Below are 25,430 nucleotides of genomic sequence, written 5' to 3'. Positions count from 1 at the left end.
GTGCGCCGCCTCTAATCGTTTCCGATGACAGTTTGGTTCAAGGTGTTCGACTGGCCGGCTGCCGCCGGGGGCCATCGGCCACCCTAACCGTCCGGTCGGCGCTGTCGTCTCCGCCACCCACGAACACGAAGCGGGCCGAACCGAGGTAGAAGACAACCGAATAGACGCAAATGCCCGCGAGGTGGACCAATGGGTTTTCGAAGATGCCAGCCGAACGGGCGGCGATCACGACGGCCAGGTTGATGCTGTAGGCGACCAGAAAGACGCTTCCATAGCGCAGCGCAGTTCCGGGCCGGAAGCCATCGGCTCTGCGGAAGGTCCATTGGCGGTTGAGGAAGAAGCCGAGGACAAGGCCTGCGGCATAGCCCGAGGCGTTGGCAACGATATCGCCCAGACCCAGCGCAAGCCCGGCCAGAATGACCGCGTATCCCAGCGCCGTGTTGAACAGGCCGACGGCGCCAAATCGCAGCATCCTCGGGACGTCAAACGGCAGGCTTGACCACATGCGCAAAATATTGGGCTCCGACAGGTACCTTGGTGAGGAAACGTTCGAATGGCCTCAGCCTCGCAAGCAGTCGAGGGAAGAAAATCCGGTAGATGATCCTTGTATTGGCAAGGCCTGCCTGGGCAATACGCCTGCGCATCTCGCGGGAGGTTATCAAGACCGCGTTTTCGTCGAAGGTGCAGTTTCTCACCGCGTGCGTGGTCAGCGGGTTCCACGGATTGTGCTCGAAAACAAAGAAGCTGCCGCCATCGGCCAGCACCCTGCCGATCTCCGCGAGCAGCCCGATCTGCAGGTCCTCGGGAATGTGATGGAAGACGCAAGCCGCGAAGGCGAGGTCGAAGCTGCCGTCGGCAAAAGGAATTGTCGTGCCATTGAAATGCGTGAAGGCGGCCAGGCCGGGAAAGCGCTTGCTGGCGATGTCGAGCGATTCCCGCGAAGGATCGAGCAAGGTGATCTCCGCGTCGGGAAACGCGTTGCGCATATGGCCGAGCGAATTGCCGACACCGGCGCCGAAGTCAAGGATGCGCCGGGGTTTCACACCAGTCCGCCGCAGCGTCGCGGCAACGTCGTCGATCTTGTACTTGGCGAAGAAATCCGGCGTTTCGCCGCTCAGCCTTATGCTGGCGGCATGCTGCTCCTGATATTCCCGCGCAAACTGGTCGAACTCCGCCTCAAGCACGTGCGGCCCTCTTTGCCATCTCCTGCAGGCGATGGACGGGCAGTTCCTCGTCCTCGGCTGCCTGGCTGCGCGAAACGACCTCGTTGACGAAGTAGAGCGGCCTCCGCTTTGTCTCCATGTACATGCGCCCGAGATACTCGCCGAAGATGCCAAGCACCATGAGCTGGATGCTGCCGAGGATCAGCATGATCGCGGCAAGGCTGGTCCAGCCGGGCAGCACGTTTCCGACCGACCATTCCAACAGCGTGTAGCCGAGCACGAACAGACCCAGAAGCCCGAACATCATTCCGAGCAGCGAGGCGAACCGCAGGGGCGCGATGGAAAAGCTGGTCATCGCGTCGATCGCCAGAAGAACCATCCTTTTCAGGGGATAATGGGTGGTGCCGGCAAAGCGCCGGTGCCGCTCATAGGGGAAGGCCACCTGTTTCAGCCCGATCCAGCTCACCATGCCGCGAATGAACCTGTAGCGCTCGGGCATCGCGTTCAGATGGTCGAGCGCGCGGCGGCTCATCAGCCGGAAATCCCCGGAATTCGGCGCGATCTCGACGTCGACCATGCGGCGCAGCAAGCGATAGAACATCGAAGCGGAGGTGAGCTTGAACCAGCTTTCCCCGTCGCGGCTCAGCCTCTGGCCGTAAACGACATCGAAGCCTTCGTTCATCTTCGCCATCATCGCGCCGAGCAATTCAGGCGGATCCTGTAGGTCGGCATCGAGAATGAGAATGCGCTGGCCGCGGCAGAATTCGAGCCCCGCGCTCAACGCGATCTGGTGGCCGTAGTTCCGGGCAAGGTCGATGGCGACGACGTGATCGTCCTTTTCGGCCAGCTTGAAAATAGCATCTCGCGAGCCGTCGGTGGCGCCATCGATGACAAGGACGATCTCATACGAGGAGCCCTGTTCCAGACATGCCGCCGTCACCCGTCGATGCAGTTCGGCCACCCCGTCCAGCTCATTGTAGCATGGGACGACCACCGACAGCATGACGCCGCGTCGCGCGGTGTTTTTCTGCGTCTCCACCAAAGGCCTTGCTCCCGCTATTCGATTGGCAATAGCGGCAATTGGTTAGAAAACAGATAAGCCAGCGGGATCGGACGTGTCCATTGGCCGGCTGCCACGTCTTGGCGCTGCTTGCGGCCACGCCAATGCCTCGCTCGAGGTGTTCGCCATCCGCAAAACTGCCGGCTTGAAGCCGGCAAGCCAAGTGCGTATGTCAGGCTGACGCCCTCGAGTCTGGGTGCTTCTATCTGGAGACGGGCCTTGTCCGCACTGACACGCTTTCTCGGCGACTCGCCGCTCAAGGTGATCCTGAAACTGCTGGTCGCGTCGTTCCTCGTCGGCCTGGTCATGAATGCCTTCGGCTGGTCGCCGATGGATGTGTTCTACGGCATCCGGAAGTTCTTCATCGACCTGTGGAATCTTGGCTTCCACGCCATCGACCGCTTCTTCGGCTACATCCTGCTCGGTGCGGCGGTCGTCGTGCCGGCCTTCATCCTGCTGAGGCTTGCCAACTATCGGAAGTAGCTACCGGGCATAGTCCGACGCCACCTCGAACAGCATGGCGTGCCTCGCCGCCAGGGCGGGCACGTCCATGGAATAGCCGCCGCCGATGACGCCGCAGACGGGAATGCCCTGCGCGCGAAAATGGCGGATGACCATATCGTCGCGCCTGCGTAGCCCGTCATCCGATAGCGACAGCCTGCCAAGCCGGTCTTCGGCATGGACGTCGACGCCAGCATTGTAGAAGACGATGTCCCAATGCGCTTTGGCGGACAGTTCCGGCAGGGTGGCGGCGAGCCTTTCCATGTAAGCGGCGTCACCCGTGCCGTCGGGCAGCGCGACATCGAGGTCGGAGGCGACCTTGCGCACAGGGTAGTTGCGGTCGCCATGCATGGAAAAGGTGAACACGCGCGGATCGTCCGCGAGAATATCCGCCGTGCCGTCGCCCTGATGCACGTCGAGGTCGACCACCAGGATGTTTGTGGCGGCGCCTTCGGCGAGCAAGACCAGCGATGCGACGGCAACATCGTTGAAGGTGCAAAAGCCCGCACCTTGCGCACGCCTCGCATGATGACTGCCACCGGCGGTGTTGCAGGCGATGCCGTGGCGCAGGGCGAGCCGCGCCGCCAGCACCGTGCCGCCGGTGGCAAGCTGCGCGCGCAGCGAGACACGCGGGGTCACCGGGAAACCGATCTCGCGCTCGATCTTCTCGGGCACGGAGCAACTGATGACCTGGTCGACATAGTCGGCCGCATGAGCAAGCTTCAGCCATGACGCCGGCGCGGGTTCCGCGGAGTTGAGCGCGTCGGGCCCGGCCAGTCCGCGTGCGCGCAAGGTATCCATCAGCAGCGGGTATTTGCTCATCGGAAAGCGATGGTTGACCGCGAAGCCGGCGTCGTAGTCGGGGTGATGGACGATCTGCAAAGGCATGAACTGGATCCGGCGGGCTCGCGCCAGACCGGGTAATTCGGTTGGCCTTCGCGGGAAGAGTGATTGCGCGATGCCGGGAAAATGGGGCACACCGGCGGTTCGATCAAGCCGCAATCAGCAAAGCAGCAATCCTTGGACAAGGGTGTAATCCCAGCCGACGCCAGATACTTTGTCGTCACCAACCGTTCCGTGCTGGCCATCGCGGTGCCGATGACGCTCGCCTATCTGACGACGCCGATGCTCGGCCTGGTCGACACGGCTGTCGTCGGACAGTTCGGCGACGCCGCCTTGCTCGGCGGCCTGGCGGCCGGCGCGCTTATCTTCGACGTTGTCTTCACCACATTCAATTTCCTGCGCTCGGGCACCACTGGCCTTGTCGCCCAGGCTTTCGGCCGCGGCGATGCCCTGGAGGAACAGGCGGTGTTCTGGCGCGCCGTGCTGATCGCGGTTGTCGCCGGCATAGTGCTCGCGGCACTTGCGCCCCTGGTCGCCATTGCCGGGCAGAAATTCATGGGCGCCGAACCGCGCGTCAGCGAGGCGATGGGCGTCTACATCAGGATCAGGCTGCTCGCCGCACCGTTCTCGCTGATCAACTACGCCATCCTTGGCTATGTGCTGGGGCGCGGCGAGGGTGGGCTCGGGCTGATGTTGCAACTGGTGCTGAACGGCATCAACATCGCGCTCTGCTTCCTGCTCGGCCTGGAACTCGGCTGGGGCGTCGTCGGCGTCGCCTGGGCGACCGTGACCGGTGAGTTCCTTGCCATGCTGCTCGGCCTGGCGATCGTCATCCGCCGGTTCCGGGCGGCCCCGCCCTTGCCGCGCCATCGCCTGCTCGACATGGCTGCCTTTGTGCGCATGCTGTCGCTCAACCGCGACATCATGATCCGTTCGTTCTCGCTGCTCGCCGCCTTCGCACTGTTCACCCGCCAAGGCGCGCAGTTCGGTACGGTGACGCTGGCCGCCAACGCCGTGCTGATGAATTTCTTTCTCGTTGCCGGCTACTTTCTCGATGGCTTTGCCACCGCCGCCGAACAGCTGGCCGGTCGTGCCGTCGGCGCGCGTGCCGCCGCGCCCTTCCGCCAGGCGGTGCGGCTGACCCTGTTCTGGGGGTTTGGGCTGGCGGGTGCCGCGACCCTGGTGCTGCTGTTTGGCGGCGCCGGTCTGGTTGCTCTTGTGACGACATCGGAGGAAGTCCGTTCGATGGCCGACATCTACCTGCCGTGGGCGGCATTCACCGCGCTGAGCGGTGTGCTGGCGTTCCAGATGGATGGCGTGTTCATTGGCGCGACCTGGTCGCGCGACATGCGCAACATGATGCTGCTGTCGTTCCTCGTTTTCGCGGCCGCGCTGCTGACGCTCGCGCCTACCTTCGGCAACAATGGACTTTGGGCGGCGTTGCACGTTTTCCTGCTCGCACGCGGCTTCAGCCTGCTGACGATCCTGCGGCTCAGGGTGCGAACCGCGTTTTAGACAGTGTCCCCGGAAGGGCCTGCGCCGTCCAGAGCTCCGAACCCCAGGTCAGCAATGGCCTGGCGGCAGCCAGTTCGGCGGTGTCGGCAACTTTTGTGCCGGTAGCTTTTTGCGATAGGAATTTTTTCTTGATTTCGTGCCCTCAGCTATGGTACATATTCGTCCATGGTGCTGATTTGCGCCAGTGACCCGCCGCTCAGGCGGGTTTTTCGTTTAATGCTCCGTCAGCCTACGCGCCGGCGAAGGCTCCGAAGGAACCCGTTAACCCGAATTCGTTGCCCTGCTGCGCCGTCGGGTGAACTTGCATTTCCAGTCGACTTCCAACAGACTTGATGCACCAATTGTTCCAGGGTGAGCTTATGCGAAGCTACCTGCCATATGTCTTGGGCGCGGCGCTGGGATTGCTCTCTGCGTTCATTCTCTCCGCGGTTTCTGGCATCGGAGGAACCGCACAGTTGCTTCTCTTCGGGGTTTTGCCTGCCATCGGCGGCACCATCTGCGAGCGGGCCGTCAGTCGCAATCTACGCTCCTGAGAGCAGTTCAGAGTTGCTTGGACGCCCAGAAGTCGAGGCGGCTGTCGCGCAACTCGCAAATCGACTTCAGCCGTTCCGTCTCGGCAAATCGCACCATTCCGGCGACGATCCGGCCCGGCAGTGCCGACCCGGCGTAGATCATGCTGGTGTAGAGCTGGACGAGATCGGCGCCAGCCCGGATCTTTTCCAGTGCCGTGTCGGTGGAATCGACGCCGCCGACACCGATGATGGCAAGCTCCGGCCCGAGCAGTTTGCGCATCCTGGCCAGAACGATGGTCGAGCGATCGAACAAGGGCTTGCCCGAGAGCCCGCCGGTCTCACGCGCGGCGTTGCCGCTGCGCAGCGCCGGCCGGGAGATTGTGGTGTTGGAGACGATGACACCGTCGATCCGTTTCTCGGTGACCTCGGCGGCGATGTCCTCCAACTCCGCCTCGAGCAGATCCGGGGCGATCTTGAGGAACACCGGCGGCTGGGCTGTTGCCGCGGCGCGCGCTGCCATGACCCGCGACAAGAGCTCACCAAGCTGCTCGCGCGCCTGCATATTGCGCAGGCCCGGCGTGTTGGGCGAGGAGATGTTGACGGTGAGATAGCTGGCGTATCGCGCGAAACGGGCAACACCGCGCTCATAGTCACTGACGCGGTCGGTGCTGTCCTTGTTGGCACCGATGTTGACGCCGACGATGCCGCCACGCCCCTTGCGTGCGGCAAGGCGTTTTTCAGCCGCTGCATGGCCTTCATTGTTGAAGCCCAGCCGGTTGATCACCGCTTCGTCCGCCGTCAGCCGGAAAATGCGCGGCTTCGAATTGCCGGCCTGCGGCAGCGGCGTGATCGTGCCGACCTCGACAAAGCCGAAGCCCAGGCCAAGCAGCGCGTCGGGCACCTCGGCATTCTTGTCGTAGCCGGCGGCCATGCCAAGCGGGTTGGGGAAATCGAGGCCGCAAAGGCTGACCTTCAGCTGGGCATCACGCGTAGCCGATGCCCCAACCGGCAGACCGCATCGCAGCGCCGCGATCGACAGGCCATGCGCGGTTTCCGGATCGAAGGCGAACAGCAGCTTCTGGCCAAGCCGGTCGAGCACGCTCATTGCCCCTCCAGTGCCGGGAACTGGTGCACGCCATCGGCACCAAGCGGCAGCGGTCGCACCCAAAGCACGGCTTTCAGGTCCAGCACGCCATAGAGATGCGGAAACAGCGCGCCGCCGCGCGAGACCTCGTATTTCAAAGCAGCACCCAGGCTAGCGCCGTCGATGGCGACCAGCAGAAGGTCGGTCTGGCCGGCAAAGTGCTTTGCAGCCGTTTCCTTGACCTGCGCTGCCGTGGAGAAATGGATGAAGCCGTCGGCGACATCGATCGGCGCGCCGGTGAAGCGGCCATTTGTTTCGGCCTCGCGCCAAGGCGCTCGCGGGGTTATCTTGTAGATAATCTGAGACATGGTTGCGCTATAGTCCGAACCAGCCACGCGGGAAAGGCCACGCCAAGGGTCTTCCCCATTTCCGGCGCAAACATGCGATATTTCAGGCCTTGGCCATGGAGGACAACATGCGTCTGCAGCACATCTTGATCCCCGCCGCGCTCGTTTCGCTGGTCGCGGCTTCAGCTTATTCGGAAGAAACCGACCGCTATCGACTGGAAAAGTCTGATAACGGCTATGTCCGGATGGATACGCAGACCGGCGCCATGTCGATCTGCGAGGAACGGTCCGGCCAGCTCGTCTGCAAGATGGCGGCCGACGAACGCGCCGCTTTCCAGGACGAGGTCGACCGCTTGCAGACCTCGATGAAGGCGATGGACGAGCGCGTCACCAAGCTCGAGAATTCGCTCTCCGCCCGCCTCGAATCGAAACTGCCGAGCGAGGAGGATTTCAACAAGACGATGAGCTACATGGAACGCTTCCTGCGCGGCTTCATGGGCATCGTCAAGGATATGGACAAGGACAACGGCACCCAGCTCAATTCGCAGAAGACCTGAGCATCGCTGTAGCATTTTGATTTCAGCAGGGGAAACGCGACGCGCTGGCTTTGCCGCTTGAAAACAGCGCGCCGCCCCTCATAATCGTTCAACTGATCCCGAAAAAGGCCAAAAAATCATCGTGGGATTCGGGGAGGGACATTTGCCGGCAGGCTATTCTTTCGTCATCGCCGACGATCATCCACTGTTTCGCGGTGCGCTGCGCGAAGCGCTCGCCGGCATCGGCAATGTCGCCGCCATCCACGAGGCCGGCGATTTCGAGAGCGCCAAGGCGCTGGTCGTGGCCAACGAGGATGTCGATCTGGTGCTGCTCGACCTGTCGATGCCGGGCGCCAGCGGCCTCTCCGGCCTCATCTCGCTGCGTGGTATCCATCCGGCGGTGCCACTCGTCGTGGTGTCGGCGCACGACGATCCGGCGACCATCAGGCGGGCGCTCGATCTCGGCGCTTCCGGCTTCATCTCCAAATCGGCCAGCATGGAAGAGATTCGTAGCGCCGTACAGTCGGTGCTTGCCGGCGATATTGCAGCACCCGTCGGGGTCGATCTCGGCGTCGAGCGGGATCCCGAAATATCAGACCTGATCAAGCGGCTGCAGGCGCTGACGCCGCAGCAGACCCGCGTGCTCGGCATGCTGGCCGAGGGCCTGCTCAACAAGCAGATCGCCTACGAACTCGGCGTCTCCGAGGCCACCATCAAGGCGCATGTCTCGGCCATCCTGCAGAAGCTCGGCGTCGACAGCCGCACCCAGGCGGTGATCCTCCTGTCAAAGATCGGCAGCGACCCGCTGCAGCCGACGAGCTGATCGCCAGGGCGCCCTGTTCGATCAGAATACTATTCAATCAGAGTACTGAACCTCGGTCCGCCCGATCGGTCGCGCGTTGGAACTCGCGGAACTGATGGCCGCCCGCCTTTTGACGCTATTCGGCCGCCGATGCCAGCCGCCTGACCCTAGCCATCATCGAGCGCAGCACCGCAGGTTTCAGCGGCTTGTTGATCACCGGAATCTCAAGCCCGCCCGCGGCAGTGCGCACCTCGTTGGAACGGTCGGCGGTGACCAGCACGGCCGTCAGGTCATCGCCATGGATCGCGCGCAGTCTGGCGATGATATCGAGACCGGTTTCGCCGTCGAGATGGTAGTCGGCAAGGACGATGTCCGGGCGGGGCATCGCAGAACTCTCCAGATCCTTTGAGCCGGACACCGTATCGACATTGCAGCCCCAGCCTTCGAGCAGGAGCCGCATGCCGTCGAGGATGCGGGCGTCGTTATCGATGCACAGCACGTGCAACCCGGCCAGCGAAGCCGTCGCGCGGGCAGGAGCCCTGGTTTCGATTTCGCGTCGCGGCTCCTGCACGGCCGCCACCGGCAGGATGACGGAAAAGCGCGTGCCCTTGCCGGGATTGGAAAAGATCCGGATCTCCAGGCGCAATACCCGGGCGATGCGGTCGACGATGGAGAGGCCGAGGCCGAGGCCCTCGGCTTCGCGCGCGCCTTCGTCGAGCCGGGTGAATTCGCGAAAGACGGTGTTCAGCTTGTCGCCGGCGATGCCGATGCCGGTGTCGACCACCTGGATCTCGGCCAGTTCGCCGCGCCGCCTGACGCCGACCAGCACACGGCCGTGGCGCGTGTATTTGATGGCGTTGGAGACGAGGTTCTGGATCAGGCGGCGCAAAAGGTTACGGTCCGTGGTCACGGTCAGCGATGACGGCATGATCGTCAGCTCGAGCTTCTTTTCGGCGGCGAGCGGCCGAAAGTCGTTGCCGATCTGGCGCAGCAATCCATCGAGGTTGAAGGCGCTATCGTCCGGCTTCATCGCGCCGGCGTCGAGGCGGGAGATGTCGAGCACGGCGCCAAGGATGGTCTCGACCGATTCCAGCGAGGATTCGATGTTGACCGCCGCCTTGCCGGCAGGCCCCTTGCCGGCTTTCTCGATCAGCGATGAGCAATAGAGCCGTGCGGCGTTCAATGGCTGCAGGATGTCGTGGCCAGCGGCGGCGAGGAAGCGCGTCTTGCCGAGATTGGCCTCCTCGGCCAGCATCTGCGCCTGCGCCAGCTCCTCGTTGACCCGAGTCAACTCCTCGTTGACCCGCGTCAGCTCCATGGTGCGGGTCTTGACGCGCTGCTCCAGCGATTCATTGGCCCGCTTCAGCGCCAGATCCTGTTCGACGCGTCCGGAAATGTCGGCATAGGTCGCGACTATGCCGCCGTCCGGCATTGGGTTGGAGCGCAGCTCCAGGATGCGGCCGCTGGTCTTCAGCTCCATCTGCCAGGGGCTGACGAAACTGGTCAGCCGGTTGAGCATGGCCACGCGCTGGTCGGCAGGGATGTCGCCGCGCTCGGCAAGATGGCGCAGGATGCGGTCGAGCGAGACGCCGACCTGGCCCATCTCGTCGGGCAGGTCGAAAAGCGCCCGGTACTGCCGGTTCCAGCAGATCAGGCGGAAGTCCCGATCGAAGACTGTGATGCCTTGCTCCATCTGGTCGAGCGCAATCTGAAGCAGGTCGCGATTGTGCTGCAGCGCCTCGGTGGCGTCGTCGAGCAAGCGAAAGGCATCCTTGGATTCGCGGTCGTGGCGTCGAAACAGCAGCGACAGGATCAGCCGTGCCGAGGAGGAACCGACGGCGCTGGCCAGCAGTTGCTCGGAAAAGCGGATGACGTCCATGCTCGCCTGCTCGTTGCCGTGCAGCGAAGTGCCGTTGGTCCTTTCGAACGACTGGAAGGAGCGCTCGGTGCGCTCGACGCCGAGATAGCGCCCGATCGTATCCTTGAGGTCGTTGACGGTGATGGCGGTGCGGAAGCGGCGCAGGCTGGGCATCGGACCGGCATCGCGAGGCACGAAGATCGACGCCTGGATGCGTTCCAGCGGAACCGATGCGCGCGAGAGGGAACCCAGCACGAAGAACACCGCGTTGATCGACAGGCTCCACAATACGCCGTGGTTCAGCGGTTCGGCGACGGTGCCGAACAGGGCCTGCGGCCGTAACGCCTCGAAGCCAAACAGCCCGTGCACGATGATGCCGGTATCGGATGCGGCAAGCGATGGAAACAGCAGCGTGTAGCCCCAGGCGAGGATGCCGGCGACCATGCCCAGCGCCGCACCCCGGCCATTGGCGCCGCGCCAGATCAGCCCGCCGATCAGCGCCGGCGCGAACTGGGCGATGGCCGCGAACGACATCAGGCCGATCGACGACAGGCGCACGCTGTTGGTGCTCTCGCGATAGTAGAGGAAGGCGATGAACAGCAGGATGAAGATCGCCCCGCGCCGCACGTTGAGGATGAGCGTCGACCAATCCTCGTTCTCGGAAGTGGTCGTCCGCAACAGCCGGCGCACGAACAGCGGGATGATCAGGTCGTTGGAGATCATGATCGACAGCGCCACGCTCTCGACGATCACCATAGCGGTTGCCGCCGACAGCCCGCCGATAAAGGCCGCCATCGCCAGCACGTCATGGCCGCTGAACAAGGGCAGCGACAGCACGTAGAGATCGCTGCTGGTCCCCGTGCCGACCAGCGACAGGCCAGCAAAGGCGATCGGCAGCACGAACAGATTGATCGCTACGAGGTAGAGCGGAAACACCCATGTCGCGGTGCGCAATTCGGCCTCGCCACGGTTCTCGACGATGGTGACGTAGAACTGCCGCGGCAGCATGACGATGGCAAAGCCGCTCAGGCAAGTCAGCACCAGCCAGGTGGCCAGCGAGGTGTTGTAGCTCATCGCCTGCCGAACCTGCACATTCTGGGCAAGCTTGGCGAACATATCGCCCGGGCCGCCGAAGATCAGGAAGGTGACCATCAGGCCGATCGCCAGGAAAGCGGCAAGCTTGACCACGGTTTCCACCGCAACCGCCAGCACCAGCCCGTCCTGGTGTTCAGTGGCGTCGGCGTGGCGTGTGCCGAACAGCACCGCAAACAGCGCCAGCAGCATGGCGACGACCAGCGAGATGTCGCTGACGAAGGGATCGAAGGAGGGCGGCGATCCCGTATAGTGCTCGACCATCAGGCTGACCGAACCGGAGATCGCCTTCAACTGCAGCGCGATATAGGGCACCGCGCCGATGGTGGCGATCAGCGTGGCGATCGCAGCGACAGTAAAACTCTTGCCGTAGCGGGCGCCGAGGAAGTCGGCGATCGAGGTGATCTTCTCGGTCTTGGCCAGCCGGACGATGCGGTTGAGCAGCGGAAAGCCGAACACGAACACCAGCACCGGGCCGGTATAGATGCCGAGGAATTCGAGGCCGCGTTCGGAGGAGAGGCCGACCGAGCCGAAGAATGTCCACGACGTGCAGTAGATCGCCAGACTGAGCGCATAGATGAAGGGCCGGGCCCGGCTTGGCTCGGAAATGGCCGAGCGGCGGTCGCCCAGGCTGGCGATGGCGAACAGCAGCGTCACATAGGCGATCGCGATGATGACGATGAACAAGCCCTGCACGCCGGCAATATCCTCCTTGTGCCGAATTTCAACCCGGCTTGCCCAGACGCAATCACAGCTTGGCTTCCGAGTCCATCACGGCTTTGGATGCATGAAGGCTGTGATTTCCGATGCATGTCGACCAAGAAGCGCAGCAGTTTTGGGCAACGGCATGCGCAAGAACAAGAGGCCCAAAGCGCGGCGTGACGCGCTTTACCGGACGGCCGTCGGGGAAGGAGAAACCGGTTGCTTCCTGCTTTTTGCCGATGTTGCAACCGGAGGTTTTTGTTATGTTCGTCCTCGGGTCGATGCCTGAGGACGGGAAACGGCAGCTCGGCCGGTCATGACAAGGAGGGTCGAATGCTGAAAGAGTTCCAGGAATTCATTTCCAAGGGCAATGTGATGGACCTTGCGGTCGGCGTCATCATCGGCGCGGCCTTTGGCAAGATCGTCGATTCCCTCGTCAACGACATCATCATGCCGATCGTCGGCGCGATTTTCGGCGGCCTGGACTTCAACAACTATTTCCTGGGGCTCTCCTCGGCCGTCAACGCCACCTCGCTGGCAGACGCTAAAAAGCAAGGCGCTGTTTTCGCGTATGGCAGCTTCATAACCGTAGCGTTGAACTTCCTTATCCTCGCCTTCATCATCTTCCTGATGGTCAAGGCGGTGAACAACATGCGCAAGCGGCTTGAGCGCGAGAAGCCCGCTGCGCCGGCCGCTGCGCCGCCCGCCGATGTCGCGCTGCTCACCGAAATTCGCGACTTGCTCGCCAGGAGATAGACGGATCAGGCTCTTCTGGACCAAAACCCCGGTCGTTCGCGGCCGGGGTTTTCTGTTTTCGCATCTGCTAAGGAGCGCCGATCAACGCCCGAGATCGGAACGGACCCGCCCATGACCCTGATCGACAGCCTTCACGCCGAAGCCCGCGCCGCGCCCGAAAGCGGCATTGTCGCCGTGGTCAATTACGGCCGCTTGCGCGAGGGCATGATCCCGCTCTGGGCCGGTGAGGGCGACCTGCCGACGCCTCCGTTCATCACCGATGCCGCGTCGAAGGCGCTAGCCGGCGGCGAAACGTTCTACACCTGGCAGAAAGGCATCCCCGATCTCAGGCAGGCGCTTTCCCGCTACTACGCCAGGCATTTCGGCAAAACCTTCCCGGAGGAACAATTCATCGTCACCGGATCCGGCATGCATGCCATCCAGCTGGCGCTCGACGCGCTCGCCGGCGCCGGCGACGAGGTGGTTTATCTGTCACCGGCTTGGCCGAATTTCGACGCCGCCGCGGCGATAGCGGGAGCCATTCCTGTTGCGGTCACGCTGGACCATTCCGGCAATGGCTGGTCCTGCGACGTCGAGAAGATCGCAGCGGCGATCACGCCGCGCACAAAGGCACTGTTCATCAACACGCCGTCCAATCCCACCGGCTGGACCGCCGATCACGAGACCTTGCAGGCAATCCTCGATCTCGCGCGCGCCAAAAATATCTGGATCATCGCCGACGAGATCTATTCGCTGTTCCACTATGGCCCTGGCCGCGCGCCGTCTTTCCTCGACATCGCGACGGCGGAGGATCGCATCCTCTACGTCAACAGTTTTTCCAAGAACTGGGCGATGACCGGCTGGCGTGTCGGCTGGATCAAGACACATCCGTCCCTGCAGCAGGTGTTCGAGAACTTGATCCAGTATTCGAATTCCGGCGTTGCCCAGTTCATGCAGCGCGGCGCGGTTGCGGCCCTTGATGAAGGCGATGCCTTCGTTGCCGAACAGGTAGAGCGGGCGCGCAAGGCGCGCGATCTGGTCTGCGGCATTCTCGGCGCCGCCGGCCGTGCCCGGTTCACCGTGCCGCAAGGTGCGTTCTATCTTTTCTTCACGGTCGACGGCATCACAGATTCACGCACTGCTGCCTTCGACATCGTCGACAAAGCCAATGTCGGCCTGGCTCCCGGCACGGCTTTCGGCCCCGGCGGCGAAGCCTTCCTCAGGCTGTGCTTCCACCGCCGCCTCGACCAGATCGAGGAAGCGGCGCATCGTCTGGCGAATTGGATGAAGACTGTTTGAGCCGTTGACGCAGAAACCCGCGTCAGATGGCCGCCGGAGGAGAGTTTTTCAGCCGCCTGACTTGGGCACCAGCAGCGGAATGATCCGGTCGCTCTTGGCCACGGACGGCCGACCGGCGGAGCCGTAGGGAATGCCGAGCGCGTCCCAGGTCTCGACCAGCGCGTCCTGCAGTTCGGCGATCAGTGCATCGGAGTGGAACGGCGTCGGCGTGATGCGCAGCCGCTCCGTGCCGCGCGGCACGGTCGGGTAGTTGATCGGCTGGATGTAAAGGCCGTGAACGCCGAGCAGGCGGTCGCTGGCCATCTTGCAAAGTTCCGGATCGCCAACCAAGACTGGCACGATGTGGGTCGGCGAGTCCATCACCGGCAGGCCGGCGGCAGAGAGTATCTGCTTGGTCCTCGCGGCCTGCTGCTGCTGGGCGTCGCGCTCGGCCTGCGAGCGCTTGAGATGGCGGATCGACGCGGTCGCGGCAGCCGCGATCGCCGGCGGCAGCGCGGTGGTGAAGATGAAGCCCGGCGCATAGGAGCGTACGGCGTCGATCACTGCACTGGTGCCGGCGATGTAGCCGCCTAGCGTGCCGAATGCCTTGGCCAGCGTGCCTTCGATGATGTCGATGCGGTCGGCCAGGCCTTCGCGCTCGGTGATGCCGCCGCCGCGTGGTCCGTACATGCCGACGGCATGCACTTCGTCGATATAGGTCATGGCGTTGTAGCGCTCGGCGAGCTCGACGATCTGCTTGATTGGCGCGATGTCGCCATCCATCGAATAGACGCTTTCGAAGATAATCAGCTTGGCGCGTTCGCGGCCCGCCGCCTGCAACAGGCTTTCCAGGTGCGCGACGTCATTGTGACGGAAGATCTTCTTCTCGGCGCCCGAGCGCCGTACGCCTTCGATCATCGAGGCGTGGTTCAGTTCGTCCGAGATGATCAGGCAATTGGGCAAAAGCCGCGCGATGGTCGAGATCGAGGCTTCGTTGGAAACGAAGCCGGAGGTGAAGACGAGTGCCGCTTCCTTTTCGTGCAGGTCGGCAAGCTCCAGTTCGAGCTCTACCAGCGGGTTGCTGGTGCCGGAAATGTTGCGGGTGCCGCCGGCGCCCGAGCCCATCCTGCCGGCTGCATCCTGGAACGCGGCGATGACATCGGGATGCTGGCCCATGCCGAGATAATCGTTGGAGCACCAGACGGTGATTTCCTCGGCGCGGCCGTTGGAACGCCAGATGGCGCGCGGAAACTTGCCCGCGATTCGCTCGAGGTCGGCGAAAACGCGGTAGCGACGCTCAGCATGGAGCTGGTCGATCGCTTCCTCGAAGAACCGCTGGTAGTTCATGTCGGCTTCCCAATTTTTGCGCGGGATCATAATCATTGCCCTATTGGTCGTCCACCAGGCCTTTCTGGTCAAAATGCCACGCCCCGGACCTGTTCCTATCGACCACGGATCGTGGCCTATTCCCTTGATGTGGATCAATTTTGTTTCAGGACGATGCCACGTGCAGACAATGCTGGTTACCATGAGTTCTAATGGCCACCAGGCAGGCTTTCCAGTAGGGCGGGGGTTGAGACAGTTTCCGATAAATCTTGAGATGCGAGGTCGCGGATGACAGTTTTGGTAACAGGCGGCGCCGGCTATATCGGCAGCCATATGGTCTGGGAGCTGCTGGATGCCGGCGAGAGCGTGGTCGTTCTCGACCGTCTTTCGACCGGCTTCGAATGGGCGGTAGCGCCGGAGGCAAAGCTGGTGGTTGGCGATGTCGCCGACAGGGAATTGGTCGGCTCGATCATCAGGGAAAACAAGGTCGAAGCGATCATCCATTTCGCCGGTTCCATCGTGGTCCCGGAATCGGTCGCCGATCCGCTTGGCTATTACGAGAACAACACCTGCAAGACGCGCACGCTGATCGAAACCGCGGTGCGCGAGGGCGTGCCCAATTTCATCTTTTCCTCGACCGCGGCCGTCTATGGCGGCGCCGGACTGGAGCCGGTGCGCGAGGATGCCCGCCTGGCGCCGGAATCGCCCTATGGCCTGTCCAAGCTGATGAGCGAATGGATGCTGCGCGACGCGGCGATCGCGCACGGCCTGCGCTATACCGCGCTGCGCTATTTCAACGTCGCCGGCGCCGACCCGAAGGGCCGCACCGGGCAGTCGACGCCGGGCGCCACTCATCTGATCAAGGTCGCCTGCGAGACGGCGCTCGGCAAGCGGCCGTTCATGCAGGTGTTCGGCACCGATTATCCGACGCCGGATGGCACCTGCATGCGCGACTACATCCATGTCAGCGATCTGGCGGCGGCGCACCGCCTGGCCCTTCAGCGGCTGCGCGCCGGCGGACAAAGCCTCGTCGCCAATTGCGGCTATAGCCATGGCTACTCGGTGCTCGAGGTCATCGACAGCGTGCGGCGTGCCTTCGGCCATGATTTCGAGGTGAAGATGGGCGATCGCCGTCCCGGCGACGCCGCGGCGGTGGTTGCCAATTCGGATCTCGCCCGCGCCGAACTCGGCTGGGAGCCGCAACGCGACGACCTCGACCAGATCGTTGCCGACGCGCTCGCCTGGGAGCGCATCCTGACCGGCAAGAACTCCGCTCGGGGCTGAGCCGGGTTCTCGCAAGGGCTCGCAAGGCGGGCAGTGAAGCGCTATTGAAGGCATTCGCGGCACGGCATGGAGGCGCCGCGCCGCGAGGCGCTTTGGGGGGATGGCATGAAAATAACGGTGATCGGGGCCGGTGTCGTCGGTACGGCGGCCGCCTTCTATCTGGCCAGCGACGGCCACGAGGTCACCGTGATCGAGCGCCATGCGGCGCCGGCGCGCGGCACCAGCCAGTCGAACGCCGGCCTGGTGTCTCCGGGGGATGCTACCGCCTGGGCTTCGCCGGCGGCGTTGAAGACATTCCTGCGCGCGCTCTACAACCATGATCTCGGCATCAAGGTCCGACTGCGCTTCGATCCCTATTTCCTCGCCTGGAGCCTGCGCTTCCTGCGCCAGTGCACGAAAGAGCGCCTGCGCGCCAACAGCCGGGTCAAGTTGCGCCTGGCGNTCATGATCTCGGCATCAAGGTGCGGCTGCGCTTCGATCCCTATTTCCTCGCCTGGAGCCTGCGCTTCCTGCGCCAGTGCACGAAAGAGCGCCTGCGCGCCAACAGCCGGGTCAAGTTGCGCCTGGCGCTCTATTCGCGCGATTGCATCAACGCCATCTCGGCCGAGACTGGCATCGCCTATGACGAGCGCAAGAAGGGCATCCTCTATTTCTTCCGCTCGCAGCACAGCCTCGACACCGGCACCGACAATTATCGCTATCTGGCCGAGCATGGCCTGCCGATCGAGATCGTCGGCCGCGAGCGGCTGGTCGAGCTTGAACCCGGTCTTGCCGGCGTGAAGGAGAAGATCGCCGGCGGCGTCTATTCGCCGATCGACCAGACCGGCGATTCCCGGCAGTTCGTGGAAAAACTCGCGGCCTATTCAGCCGAAAAACTCGGCGTGAACTTTCTCTACGGAACGACGGTCGAGGGCCTCGCCATCGAGGGCGACCGGGTGAGTGCGGTGATGACTTCGGCCGGACCGGTCACCGGGGATGCCGTGGTCATCTCGATGGGACCGGAAAGTGGCCTGCTCGGCCGCCGCTACGGCATCGACCTGCCTGTCTATCCGGTGAAGGGTTATACTGCGACCATTCCGCTGGAAGACGAGAGCAAAGGGCCGACCATGGGCGGCGCCGACGAGGACCAGTTGATCGCCTATTCCAGGCTTGGCAACCGGCTGCGGCTCGCCTCGACCGCCGAATTCACCGGCTTTGACCGCAGCCATAAGCCCAGCGACTTCGCTGCCATGTTCAGGACCGGCAAGGACCTGTTTCCCGGTGCCTTCGACGAGAAGAAGGCGGAGCTGTGGGCAGGCCTGCGGCCGATGATGCCGAACTCCGTGCCGGTCATCGGCCGGGCGCGCTATAGGAATCTTTATCTCGACACCGGCCACGGCCATGTCGGCTGGACCATGGCCTGCGGTTCGGGAAAATTCCTTGCCGACCTCGTCGCCGGCCGTAAGCCGGAGATCGACCCGCAAGGGCTGGTCTACGGGGGCTAGGATGTCGGGACCGCAAGTCGCCATCGACCTTGGTCGCATCGAGCGCAATGCGCGCACTATCGTCGAGCGCTGCGCGCTCTCGGGCGTCAAGGTCTTCGGCGTCACCAAGGGCACCTGCGGCATGCCGCAGGTGGCGCGCGCCATGCTGCGCGGTGGCGTTGCCGGCATCGCAGAATCCCGCTTCGAAAACATCCGCCGGCTGCGCGACAGCGGCATCAACGCGCCGATCATGCTGCTACGCAGCCCACCGATGGCGCGTGTCGAGGAGGTGGTGCGCACCGTCGACATCAGCCTGCAGTCGGAACTCGCCACCATCCGCGAGATTTCGCGCATCGCCGAGCGCATGGGCCGCGTCCACGACATCATGCTGATGATCGATCTCGGCGATCTCCGCGAAGGCATCTGGCCGAATGATCTGATCCCGACGGTCGAGCAGATCCTGCAGTACAGAGGGGTGCGCATCGCCGGCATCGGCACCAATCTCGGCTGCTTCGGCGCCATCATGCCGACGCCGGAAAATCTCGGCCAGCTCGTCGCCCACGCCTACAAGACCGAACGCCTGTCCGGCAAAAGCCTCGACGTGATTTCCGGCGGCGCCTCGTCGTCGCTGCCATTGCTGCTCGAAGGCAGACTGCCGGCCGGCATCAACAATCTGCGTGTCGGCGAGGCGATCCTGCAAGGCGGCGTCGAGACCTTTCGCGACACGCCTTGGGCCGAACTCGAACCTGATGCCTGCCGGCTGACCAGCGATATCATCGAGGTCAAGCTCAAGCCGTCACGGCCGATCGGCCAATCCGGCTTCGATGCCTTCGGCAACCAGCCGGTCTTCCCCGACGAGGGCGACAGGCTGCGCGCCATTGCCAATATCGGCCGCGAGGATGTGCTGGTCGAGGGCCTGACGCCGATTGCCAAGGGGATAAGAGTGCTCGGCGCCTCCAGCGACCACCTGTTGCTGGATGTTGCCGATGCCGATCCGCCGCCGACCGTTGGCGACCGCGTCGCCTTCCGCATGAGCTATGGCGCCATGCTGCTGGCGATGACCTCGGAATATGTCGAGAAGGCCCCGATGCACGATGTCGAGGACTTCTCCGGCCGCAAGATGGTGCAGATCACCGCCGAGCAAGGGGCTGCCGGCATCCTGGCCCGTGAAGGCACCGGTGCGCGGCTGGAAGCGATGAATTTCGACGTGGTGGAACTGGCCGATGTCGAGCGGCCGCCATCGGGACTGATCCGGCTGACTGCCGGCGCCGACCGTCGCATCGCTCACAAGGCGCTGACCGCAACGGCGCGCGCGACGCATTCCTTCGGCCTGATCTGGATCGATTCCATTGCCGCCCTGATGCCCGAGGAAGAGGACGGCATCGACCTGCCGGAAGGCTCGGTGCTGGCGCGCACACTCGGTCTCGACCACAAGGCCGGTGCGCTGCAGCCGCAGCTGTCGCCGGAGAATGTCGTCATCGTCGGCTTGCGCCATGCCGATCCGGCCGAAGCGCGGGTGCTAAAGGATTCGCGCGTGTCGGCCTTCACCATGACCGACATCGACGCCATGGGCATGCGCGACCTCATGCACGAAGCGATCCGAATCGCCACCTCCGGCACGCAAGGCTTCCATGTCAGCTACTCGCCGACAGCAACCGAATTCGCAGGCTGGGCTGCGGGCTCCGGCGGCCTCACCGTGCGCGAAACGCATCAGGCGATGGAGGCGATCGCGCTCTCCGGCGGACTGCTGTCGATGGACGTTTCCGGACTGACCTCGGATCTGGAGCCTCGGATCGGCACCGACGTGGTCAACTTCGTCATGTCGGCTTTCGGCAAGCGGATTTTGTAGTCAGCTTTGCGCTTCGACCGCCGCGCGCCAGGCGCTGACGTAGTCGGCCCAGACCGGGTCGGTCGGCCGTTCTATTCGTTCGCCCTTGCCGTGCGCTGTTACCGGACCCGACGCCAGCAGTGCGGCGCCGATGCTGGTGCCGGTGGCAGCCTCGGATGCGACGACGGTGCGCCCCGTCGCTGCTGCCAGCATGTCGACAAAGAGCCGGTTGCGGGCAAAGGGGCCTTCGACGATGGTCGGGCCGTCGGCGCCGATCAGGTCGAGGCAGGTCGCCGTCATCAGCGCCAGATAGAATGAGATGGCGGCAAAGCGCTGGCCATTGTTCATGTCGTCGGCGTTGAGCCATGTCGCGGCCTGATGCGGGAACGGCCCCGATCCTTGCTGGGTCGATGGCAGCAGCAGCACTTTTCGCGCCAACACGGCGCTGACATCATCTTCGCTCCACTGCTCCGGCCGGTCCTTCGTCAGCACGGAAAACTCGCGACCGCCCATGAAGCGCGCCGAGGGAACGGGATTGCCGAGTGCGTTGACATTGACCAGCGTATCGCGTGCCGCATCCAGCGCAATCTGTTTGCCGCCGACCGCCATCGACACCACCCAGGTGCCGGTCGAGACGACGGAGAAGGGCGGCTTGTCGGAGAGAAGATGCGGCAGCAGCGAGGCGTTGGAATCATGCAGGCCGCAGAAGACCGGCGTTTGCGGGTCAAGGCTGGTTCGCACCGCGACACTGGGCAGGATCGGGCCGAGGCGGTCCCTGGCTGGCCTCACCGGCGCCATCAAGCCGCGCCATTCCACGCTGTCGACCAATGACGAAAAATCGGCCGTCCACGGGTTCCAAAGGTCCGTGTGGCAGCCGAGCGACGTCACCTCGTTGGCTGCGACACCGGTCAAGCGCAAGGCCCAATATTGCGGGTACATCAGCATCGCGGCGGCCTTGGCGAATTGCGTCGGGAAGCTTTTCTGCTGCCAGAAGAATTGCGCGCCCAGATTGAGGCCGAGCGGCAGGCGCGGCGTGCCGGTCTCGGCGAAAGGTGGGCGGATCGCGTCATAGTCCGCTGCCAGCCTGTCGGGGCCATCGAATTCGTAATCGAGCACCGGCAGCACCAGTTCGCCCGAGGCGTCGACCAGCGCGGCCGTCGCGCCATGTGTGGTGATCGATACGGCGTCGATGCGCTGTTCGCGGTTGAGGCCGGCAAGGCTGTCGAGGATGAATGTCCACAAGGCCTCGACATCATGATGCGGGTAGGGCGCCTGCCGCACCGGCGCATTGGCTATGCGGCGCAATGCTATCTCGCTCAGCGTCGCGAGGTCGACCAGTGCCACCTTGGCGTTGGTCTTGCCGATATCGATGACGGCGATGTGGCGTATCGTGCTCATTCCATGTGGAACACGGTTTCCAGCGGCACGGCCACCGGTTCGTTGTCCGGCCTCGTCTCCATGATGTCGGCCATGTGTGCCCACCAGCGCTGCATCTCCGGATGCCTAGGCAGGTCGTCCATGCCGTGGTCGTCTCGGCGCCACAGCACGCCGAACAGGATGTTGGTCTCATCATCGAGATGGATGGAATAATCGGAAACGCCGGCCTGCTTCAGGAGCGCGACCAGCGACGGCCAGATCTCGTCGTGGCGCTTCTTGTATTCGGCCTTCATGCCGGGTTTCAGCTTCATCTTGAACGCGTATTTCTGCGGCATCAACGTCCTCCGCGTAGCCGCCGCCAGACGATCGGCAGCGCGATGACAATGATCAGCAGCAGGCCGATGAAGATCGACATGACGATGCCGGGCACGTTGAGCAGGCCAAGCCCGAAGGTCACCAACCCCATGATGAAGGCGGCCAGCACGACGCCCAGAATACTGCCGGCGCCGCCGAGGATGCTAACGCCGCCGAGCACCACCATGGTGATGACTTCCAACTCATAGCCCTGCGCGATCGAGGGTCGCGTCGAGCCGAGGCGCGAGGTGATCAGCACCGAGGCGATGCCCGACATCAGGCCGGTCAGGCAGAACAGGATGAACTTGGTGCGGCCGACGCGCACGCCGGAAAATTGTGCTGCGACCGGGTTGTTGCCGATGGCAAAGACACGACGGCCGAAACTCGTGCGGTGCAACAGGAACCAGTAAACGACGGCTGCGATGAGGAAGAGCACCAGTTCGAACGACACCACCCACCAGACATAGCCCTGGCCGAAGAAGGCGAAGCTATCGGGATAGCCCTTGTAAGCCTGGTCGCCGAGGATGATGAAGGCGATGCCGCGAAACAGGCTCATCGTGCCGATGGTGACGACGATGGAGGGCAGTCCGAGCCTTGTCACCAGCAGGCCGTTGAAGGCGCCGCAGCCGAGCCCGACGACGATGCCGATCAGCACCAGCACCGGCATGCCGGCCCCAGCCTGCACCGCCATGCCCATCATGGTCGACGCCAGCGCGATGATCGCGGCCACCGACAGGTCGATCTCGCCCGAAATGATCAGCAGTGCCATGGCGAAGGCGATCAGACCCTTCTCGGTGAAATTGAAGGTGAGATCGGACAGCGAGTACGGGTCGAGGAAATACGGCGAGGCAAGGCTGTTGATGGCGAAGATCGCCACCGCCACCACGACCAGCAGCGCTTCCCAGGAAAAGATCGCCGAACGCAGCGGCTTGTCGAGCCGGTCGGGAATGTGGCGCGGGGCAGGGATGTCGGTCATGCCGCCTCCACCTTTCTCAGGATGATGCGGCCCTGCCGGCGTTCGCCGCGCGCGTTGAGCACGACGGCCAGAATGATGGCGCTGCCCGAGATCGCCATCTGCCAGAAGGGCGAGATGTTGATGACCGGCAGTGCGTTGGAGATGATGCCGAGGAACAGCGCGCCGAGCACTGCGCCGCCGACCGAGCCGATGCCGCCGGCGATCGAGATGCCGCCGATGACGCAGGCGGCGATGATGTTGAGTTCATAGCCGTTGGCGACCTCGACCGAGGCAATCACATAGCGGGAGATCCAGAGATATCCCGAGAGGCCGCCGATCATGCCGGAGATGCAGAAGACGATGAATTTCGTCCGGCCGACATCGATGCCGGCATAGACCGAAGCCGTCGGGTTGACGCCGATGGCATAGATCGAGCGGCCGAGCGCGGTGCGCGTCATCAGGACGAAGAATAGCACGATGACCAGGATGGCGATCCAGGACAGCACCGGAATGCCGAGGAACGCCGCCCGCTGAAAGCCGATGAAGTCCGAGCTCATCTTGTCGGCATTGACCCAGGCGCCGCCTGACTGGACGAAGGTGGCACCGCGATAGATGGTGAGCGTGCCCAATGTCACCACGATCGAAGGGATGTTCAGCCGCCAGACCAAAAGGCCGTTGATGGCGCCGAGCACCAGGCCGACGACCAGGGCGATGCCAATCAGCAGCGGGATCGGGATTGCCGGATGCGCGGCGTTCAGCATTGCCACTACCATGCCGGTGAAGCAGAGATTGGACGCCATCGACAGGTCGATCGACCGGGTCAGGATCACAACCATCTGGCCAAGCGCCAGGATCATCAGGATCGAGGTGTCGTTGAACACCTGGCGCAAATTGCCGGGATCGGCAAAGGCGGGGAAGCGCGTCGATATCAGCCCGATCAGCACGACGATGGCGGCAAGCAACCAGATTTCACGATATTTGAAAAATGCTTTCATGCGACGATCCCTGCTGCCGTCCTGACCAGCGTCTCGGCGTCCAGGCCCTTGTTGTCGAAGACAGCAGCAACGAGACCCTCGCGCATGACCACGATGCGGTCGGACATGCCAAGGATTTCCGGCAGTTCCGACGATACCATGATCACCGACAGGCCCTGCGCCACCAACTCGGCCATGAAGCCGTGCACGGCGGCCTTGGAGCCGATGTCGATGCCCTTGGTCGGCTCGTCCAGGATGATCACCTTGGGCGCCGTCGCCAGCCATTTGGCGATGACGATCTTCTGCTGGTTGCCGCCCGAAAGGCTTGACGCCAGCGCCCCGCGCGTCGGCGTCTTGATCCTGAGGCCGGCGATCTGACGGTCGGCCTCGGCCTTTTCTTTCGCGTTCGAGATCAACAGATTGCTGGAGATGCGCTTGTAGATCGGCAAANCGCCAGCCGGAAGATGAGGTCGTAGATCTCGCGTTTGGCGCCGACATCGATGCCGCGCGTCGGCTCGTCGAGCAACAGCACCCTAGGCCTGGTCGCCAGCCACTTGCCGATGACGACCTTCTGCTGGTTGCCGCCCGACAGCGTGCCGACATCCTGGCTGAGCGAGGAGGCACGCAGGTCGAGCCGCTCCGTAAAGGAGCGGGCGAGCGCGAATTCTTCCGACAGTCGCAGCAGGCCGGATCTGGAGGTGCGCTTGAGCGAAGGCAGCGAGACGTTCTGGAAGATCGGCAGGCCGATCACCACGCCCTGCTTGCCGCGCTCTTCCGGCACGTAGACGATGCCGGCTTCTATCGAATCCGCCGCCGATTTCGGCGCGATCTTGTTGCCTTCGAGCGTGATCGTGCCGCCTGAGGTGCGGGTGATGCCCGATATCGCCTGCATCACCTCGCTGCGACCAGCGCCGACAAGGCCGTAGAAACCGAGGATTTCGCCCTTGTGCAGTTCGAAACCGATATCGTTGAACTCGGTCGGATGCGACAGTCCGGAAACGGAAAGCACCGGCGCGCCGATCTCAGCCTTGCGCTGCGGAAAGATATGGTCGACGGCGCGGCCGACCATCAGGCGCACGATCTGGCTTTGGCCCGCATCCTTGATCAGGCCTTCGCCGACCATTTCGCCATCGCGGAACACCGTGTAGCGGTCGGCTATGCGGTAGATCTCGTCGAACTTGTGGCTGATGAACAGGATCGCCTTGCCTTCGCTCTTGAGGAACTCGATCAGCAAGAACAGCTCCTCGATCTCCTTCATCGAAAGGGCGGCGGTCGGCTCGTCCATGATGACGATCTGAGCGTCGATCGACATGGCCCGGGCCACGGCGACCAAATGCTTGTTGGCGATGCCGAGATCCTTCAGCCGGGCATCGGCGTGGATATGACCCGCATGCATGGTGTCGAGCACTTCGCGCGCGTTCTTGCGCATCGTGCGCCAGTCGATGGTGCCGAACCGCGTGCGCGGGGCGTGACCGAGAAAGATGTTCTCGGCAACCGTCAAATCGTCGAACAGCACGGTTTCCTGGTGGATGGCGGTGACGCCGTGTCCGAAAGCCGCGTGCGCGCTGGGCAGGGTGACGGCTTGGCCGTCGATGCTGATTGTGCCCGTGTCGGGCTGGTAGATGCCGGTCATGATCTTGACCAGGGTCGACTTGCCGGCACCGTTCTCACCGATCAGCGCGGTCACCTGGCCCGGATAGAGCGACAGGCTGACATTATGCAGCGCGCGCACGCCGGGAAAGCTCTTGGAGATACCGGACAGCGTCAGGCGTGGAGCCAAGGCCGGAGGCCGCTCGGTTGCCGCGCTGTGTTGGGCTGTCGTGTCCATAGTCGTATCAAGC

At 63.5% G+C, this 25,430-nt stretch carries 20 protein-coding genes and 3 pseudogenes; 10 read left to right on the top strand and 13 right to left on the bottom strand.

The window, feature by feature from the left end:
* Positions 1 to 37: 37 nt before the first annotated feature.
* Genes X744_RS162420 through X744_RS162430 form a run of 3 tightly spaced genes read right to left on the bottom strand, consistent with a single transcriptional unit; the run spans position 38 to position 2,166 of the window.
* Positions 38 to 472 carry a GtrA family protein gene (locus tag X744_RS162420; RefSeq protein ID WP_245266474.1) on the bottom strand — a complete coding sequence of 145 codons (435 nt, stop codon included), beginning with the start codon at positions 470 to 472 and terminating at the stop codon, positions 38 to 40.
* 10 nt (positions 473 to 482) lie between these two features.
* On the bottom strand, positions 483 to 1,184 hold the full coding sequence (locus X744_RS162425) for a class I SAM-dependent methyltransferase (protein WP_023758031.1): 702 nt from the start codon (positions 1,182 to 1,184) through the stop codon (positions 483 to 485).
* Entirely contained in the window at positions 1,177 to 2,166 is a 990-nt protein-coding gene (locus X744_RS162430) for a glycosyltransferase family 2 protein (RefSeq protein WP_198032193.1), read from the bottom strand. Before X744_RS162430 ends, X744_RS162425 begins: the two co-directional genes overlap by 8 nt.
* Before the next feature lie 276 nt (positions 2,167 to 2,442).
* Between X744_RS162430 and X744_RS162435 the strand changes: the two genes are divergently transcribed.
* Positions 2,443 to 2,706: a DUF6460 domain-containing protein gene (locus X744_RS162435; protein ID WP_023758028.1), complete on the top strand. Its 264-nt coding sequence runs from the start codon at positions 2,443 to 2,445 to the stop codon at positions 2,704 to 2,706.
* On the opposite strand, the gene X744_RS162440 is transcribed toward X744_RS162435, so the two are convergent.
* Positions 2,707 to 3,612: a histone deacetylase gene (locus tag X744_RS162440; RefSeq protein WP_023758027.1), complete on the bottom strand. Its 906-nt coding sequence runs from the start codon at positions 3,610 to 3,612 to the stop codon at positions 2,707 to 2,709. It abuts the gene before it with no gap.
* A gap of 132 nt (positions 3,613 to 3,744) precedes the next feature.
* On the opposite strand from X744_RS162440, the gene X744_RS162445 reads away from it, so the two are divergent.
* On the top strand, positions 3,745 to 5,082 hold the full coding sequence (locus X744_RS162445) for an MATE family efflux transporter (RefSeq protein ID WP_023758026.1): 1,338 nt from the start codon (positions 3,745 to 3,747) through the stop codon (positions 5,080 to 5,082).
* A gap of 540 nt (positions 5,083 to 5,622) precedes the next feature.
* Here the strand turns inward: X744_RS162445 and X744_RS162450 are convergent.
* Both X744_RS162450 and X744_RS162455 read right to left on the bottom strand, forming a co-directional pair.
* Positions 5,623 to 6,699, bottom strand: a complete 1,077-nt coding sequence (locus tag X744_RS162450; RefSeq protein ID WP_023758024.1) for a quinone-dependent dihydroorotate dehydrogenase — start codon at positions 6,697 to 6,699, stop codon at positions 5,623 to 5,625.
* A complete protein-coding gene (locus X744_RS162455; protein ID WP_023758023.1) occupies positions 6,696 to 7,046 on the bottom strand; it encodes a DUF952 domain-containing protein in 351 nt (116 codons plus the stop codon). The genes X744_RS162450 and X744_RS162455 overlap by 4 nt, the downstream gene beginning before the upstream one ends.
* A 107-nt stretch (positions 7,047 to 7,153) precedes the next feature.
* On the opposite strand from X744_RS162455, the gene X744_RS162460 reads away from it, so the two are divergent.
* Entirely contained in the window at positions 7,154 to 7,582 is a 429-nt protein-coding gene (locus X744_RS162460; RefSeq protein WP_023758022.1) for a hypothetical protein, read from the top strand.
* Positions 7,583 to 7,724: 142 nt separating this feature from the next.
* Complete coding sequence (locus X744_RS162465) at positions 7,725 to 8,384, top strand: response regulator transcription factor (RefSeq protein ID WP_023758021.1); 660 nt, start codon at positions 7,725 to 7,727, stop codon at positions 8,382 to 8,384.
* A 115-nt stretch (positions 8,385 to 8,499) separates the two neighbouring features.
* Here X744_RS162465 and X744_RS162470 read toward each other — a convergent pair whose 3' ends face one another.
* Entirely contained in the window at positions 8,500 to 12,009 is a 3,510-nt protein-coding gene (locus X744_RS162470; protein ID WP_023758020.1) for a NahK/ErcS family hybrid sensor histidine kinase/response regulator, read from the bottom strand.
* 339 nt (positions 12,010 to 12,348) lie between these two features.
* On the opposite strand from X744_RS162470, the gene mscL reads away from it, so the two are divergent.
* Both mscL and X744_RS162480 read left to right on the top strand, forming a co-directional pair.
* Positions 12,349 to 12,771, top strand: coding sequence for a large conductance mechanosensitive channel protein MscL (gene mscL, locus X744_RS162475; RefSeq protein ID WP_023758019.1), 423 nt, complete (start codon positions 12,349 to 12,351; stop codon positions 12,769 to 12,771).
* 111 nt (positions 12,772 to 12,882) lie between these two features.
* On the top strand, positions 12,883 to 14,049 hold the full coding sequence (locus tag X744_RS162480; protein ID WP_023758018.1) for a pyridoxal phosphate-dependent aminotransferase: 1,167 nt from the start codon (positions 12,883 to 12,885) through the stop codon (positions 14,047 to 14,049).
* Positions 14,050 to 14,097: 48 nt separating this feature from the next.
* Here X744_RS162480 and hemA read toward each other — a convergent pair whose 3' ends face one another.
* Positions 14,098 to 15,375, bottom strand: a complete 1,278-nt coding sequence (hemA, locus tag X744_RS162485) for a 5-aminolevulinate synthase (RefSeq protein ID WP_023758017.1) — start codon at positions 15,373 to 15,375, stop codon at positions 14,098 to 14,100.
* A 267-nt stretch (positions 15,376 to 15,642) separates the two neighbouring features.
* Between hemA and galE the strand changes: the two genes are divergently transcribed.
* From galE to X744_RS162495, 4 genes and pseudogenes are all read left to right on the top strand, one after another.
* Positions 15,643 to 16,638, top strand: a complete 996-nt coding sequence (gene galE / locus X744_RS162490; protein WP_023758016.1) for a UDP-glucose 4-epimerase GalE — start codon at positions 15,643 to 15,645, stop codon at positions 16,636 to 16,638.
* 105 nt (positions 16,639 to 16,743) lie between these two features.
* Positions 16,744 to 17,079, top strand: a pseudogene (locus X744_RS1000000173455) (FAD-dependent oxidoreductase); the annotation flags it as partial.
* Positions 17,080 to 17,081: 2 nt separating this feature from the next.
* A pseudogene (locus tag X744_RS0136130) lies at positions 17,082 to 18,122 on the top strand (FAD-dependent oxidoreductase); the annotation flags it as partial.
* 1 nt (position 18,123) lies between these two features.
* Positions 18,124 to 19,950, top strand: coding sequence for an alanine racemase (locus X744_RS162495; RefSeq protein WP_023758015.1), 1,827 nt, complete (start codon positions 18,124 to 18,126; stop codon positions 19,948 to 19,950).
* Here X744_RS162495 and X744_RS162500 read toward each other — a convergent pair whose 3' ends face one another.
* From X744_RS162500 to X744_RS0136120, 5 genes and pseudogenes are all read right to left on the bottom strand, one after another.
* On the bottom strand, positions 19,951 to 21,327 hold the full coding sequence (locus tag X744_RS162500; RefSeq protein ID WP_023758014.1) for an FGGY-family carbohydrate kinase: 1,377 nt from the start codon (positions 21,325 to 21,327) through the stop codon (positions 19,951 to 19,953).
* Positions 21,324 to 21,641 (bottom strand): L-rhamnose mutarotase, encoded by a 318-nt coding sequence (gene rhaM, locus X744_RS162505; RefSeq protein ID WP_023758013.1) that lies wholly within the window; start codon positions 21,639 to 21,641, stop codon positions 21,324 to 21,326. The genes X744_RS162500 and rhaM overlap by 4 nt, the downstream gene beginning before the upstream one ends.
* Complete coding sequence (locus X744_RS162510; protein ID WP_023758012.1) at positions 21,641 to 22,636, bottom strand: ABC transporter permease; 996 nt, start codon at positions 22,634 to 22,636, stop codon at positions 21,641 to 21,643. Before X744_RS162510 ends, rhaM begins: the two co-directional genes overlap by 1 nt.
* Entirely contained in the window at positions 22,633 to 23,610 is a 978-nt protein-coding gene (locus X744_RS162515) for an ABC transporter permease (RefSeq protein ID WP_023758011.1), read from the bottom strand. Before X744_RS162515 ends, X744_RS162510 begins: the two co-directional genes overlap by 4 nt.
* Before the next feature lie 74 nt (positions 23,611 to 23,684).
* A pseudogene (locus X744_RS0136120) lies at positions 23,685 to 25,417 on the bottom strand (ATP-binding cassette domain-containing protein); the annotation flags it as partial.
* Positions 25,418 to 25,430 lie beyond the last annotated feature (13 nt).

Source organism: Mesorhizobium sp. LNHC252B00 (assembly GCF_000502955.1).
Taxonomy (GTDB): Bacteria; Pseudomonadota; Alphaproteobacteria; order Rhizobiales; family Rhizobiaceae; genus Mesorhizobium.
Note: the sequence above shows the minus strand (reverse complement) of the source record. Positions and strands in the feature narration are given on the sequence as shown.

Coding starts and splice junctions, on each gene's coding strand:
- X744_RS162450 (WP_023758024.1), bottom strand. CDS start 6,699: ATGAGCGTGCTCGACCGGCTTGGCCAGAAGCTGCTGTTCGCCTTCGAT.
- X744_RS162420 (WP_245266474.1), bottom strand. CDS start 472: ATGCTGCGATTTGGCGCCGTCGGCCTGTTCAACACGGCGCTGGGATAC.
- hemA (WP_023758017.1), bottom strand. CDS start 15,375: ATGAACTACCAGCGGTTCTTCGAGGAAGCGATCGACCAGCTCCATGCT.
- X744_RS162460 (WP_023758022.1), top strand. CDS start 7,154: ATGCGTCTGCAGCACATCTTGATCCCCGCCGCGCTCGTTTCGCTGGTC.
- X744_RS162500 (WP_023758014.1), bottom strand. CDS start 21,327: ATGAGCACGATACGCCACATCGCCGTCATCGATATCGGCAAGACCAAC.
- X744_RS162510 (WP_023758012.1), bottom strand. CDS start 22,636: ATGACCGACATCCCTGCCCCGCGCCACATTCCCGACCGGCTCGACAAG.
- X744_RS162495 (WP_023758015.1), top strand. CDS start 18,124: ATGTCGGGACCGCAAGTCGCCATCGACCTTGGTCGCATCGAGCGCAAT.
- X744_RS162455 (WP_023758023.1), bottom strand. CDS start 7,046: ATGTCTCAGATTATCTACAAGATAACCCCGCGAGCGCCTTGGCGCGAG.
- X744_RS162515 (WP_023758011.1), bottom strand. CDS start 23,610: ATGAAAGCATTTTTCAAATATCGTGAAATCTGGTTGCTTGCCGCCATC.
- X744_RS162480 (WP_023758018.1), top strand. CDS start 12,883: ATGACCCTGATCGACAGCCTTCACGCCGAAGCCCGCGCCGCGCCCGAA.
- X744_RS162430 (WP_198032193.1), bottom strand. CDS start 2,166: ATGCTGTCGGTGGTCGTCCCATGCTACAATGAGCTGGACGGGGTGGCC.
- rhaM (WP_023758013.1), bottom strand. CDS start 21,641: ATGCCGCAGAAATACGCGTTCAAGATGAAGCTGAAACCCGGCATGAAG.
- X744_RS162440 (WP_023758027.1), bottom strand. CDS start 3,612: ATGCCTTTGCAGATCGTCCATCACCCCGACTACGACGCCGGCTTCGCG.
- mscL (WP_023758019.1), top strand. CDS start 12,349: ATGCTGAAAGAGTTCCAGGAATTCATTTCCAAGGGCAATGTGATGGAC.
- galE (WP_023758016.1), top strand. CDS start 15,643: ATGACAGTTTTGGTAACAGGCGGCGCCGGCTATATCGGCAGCCATATG.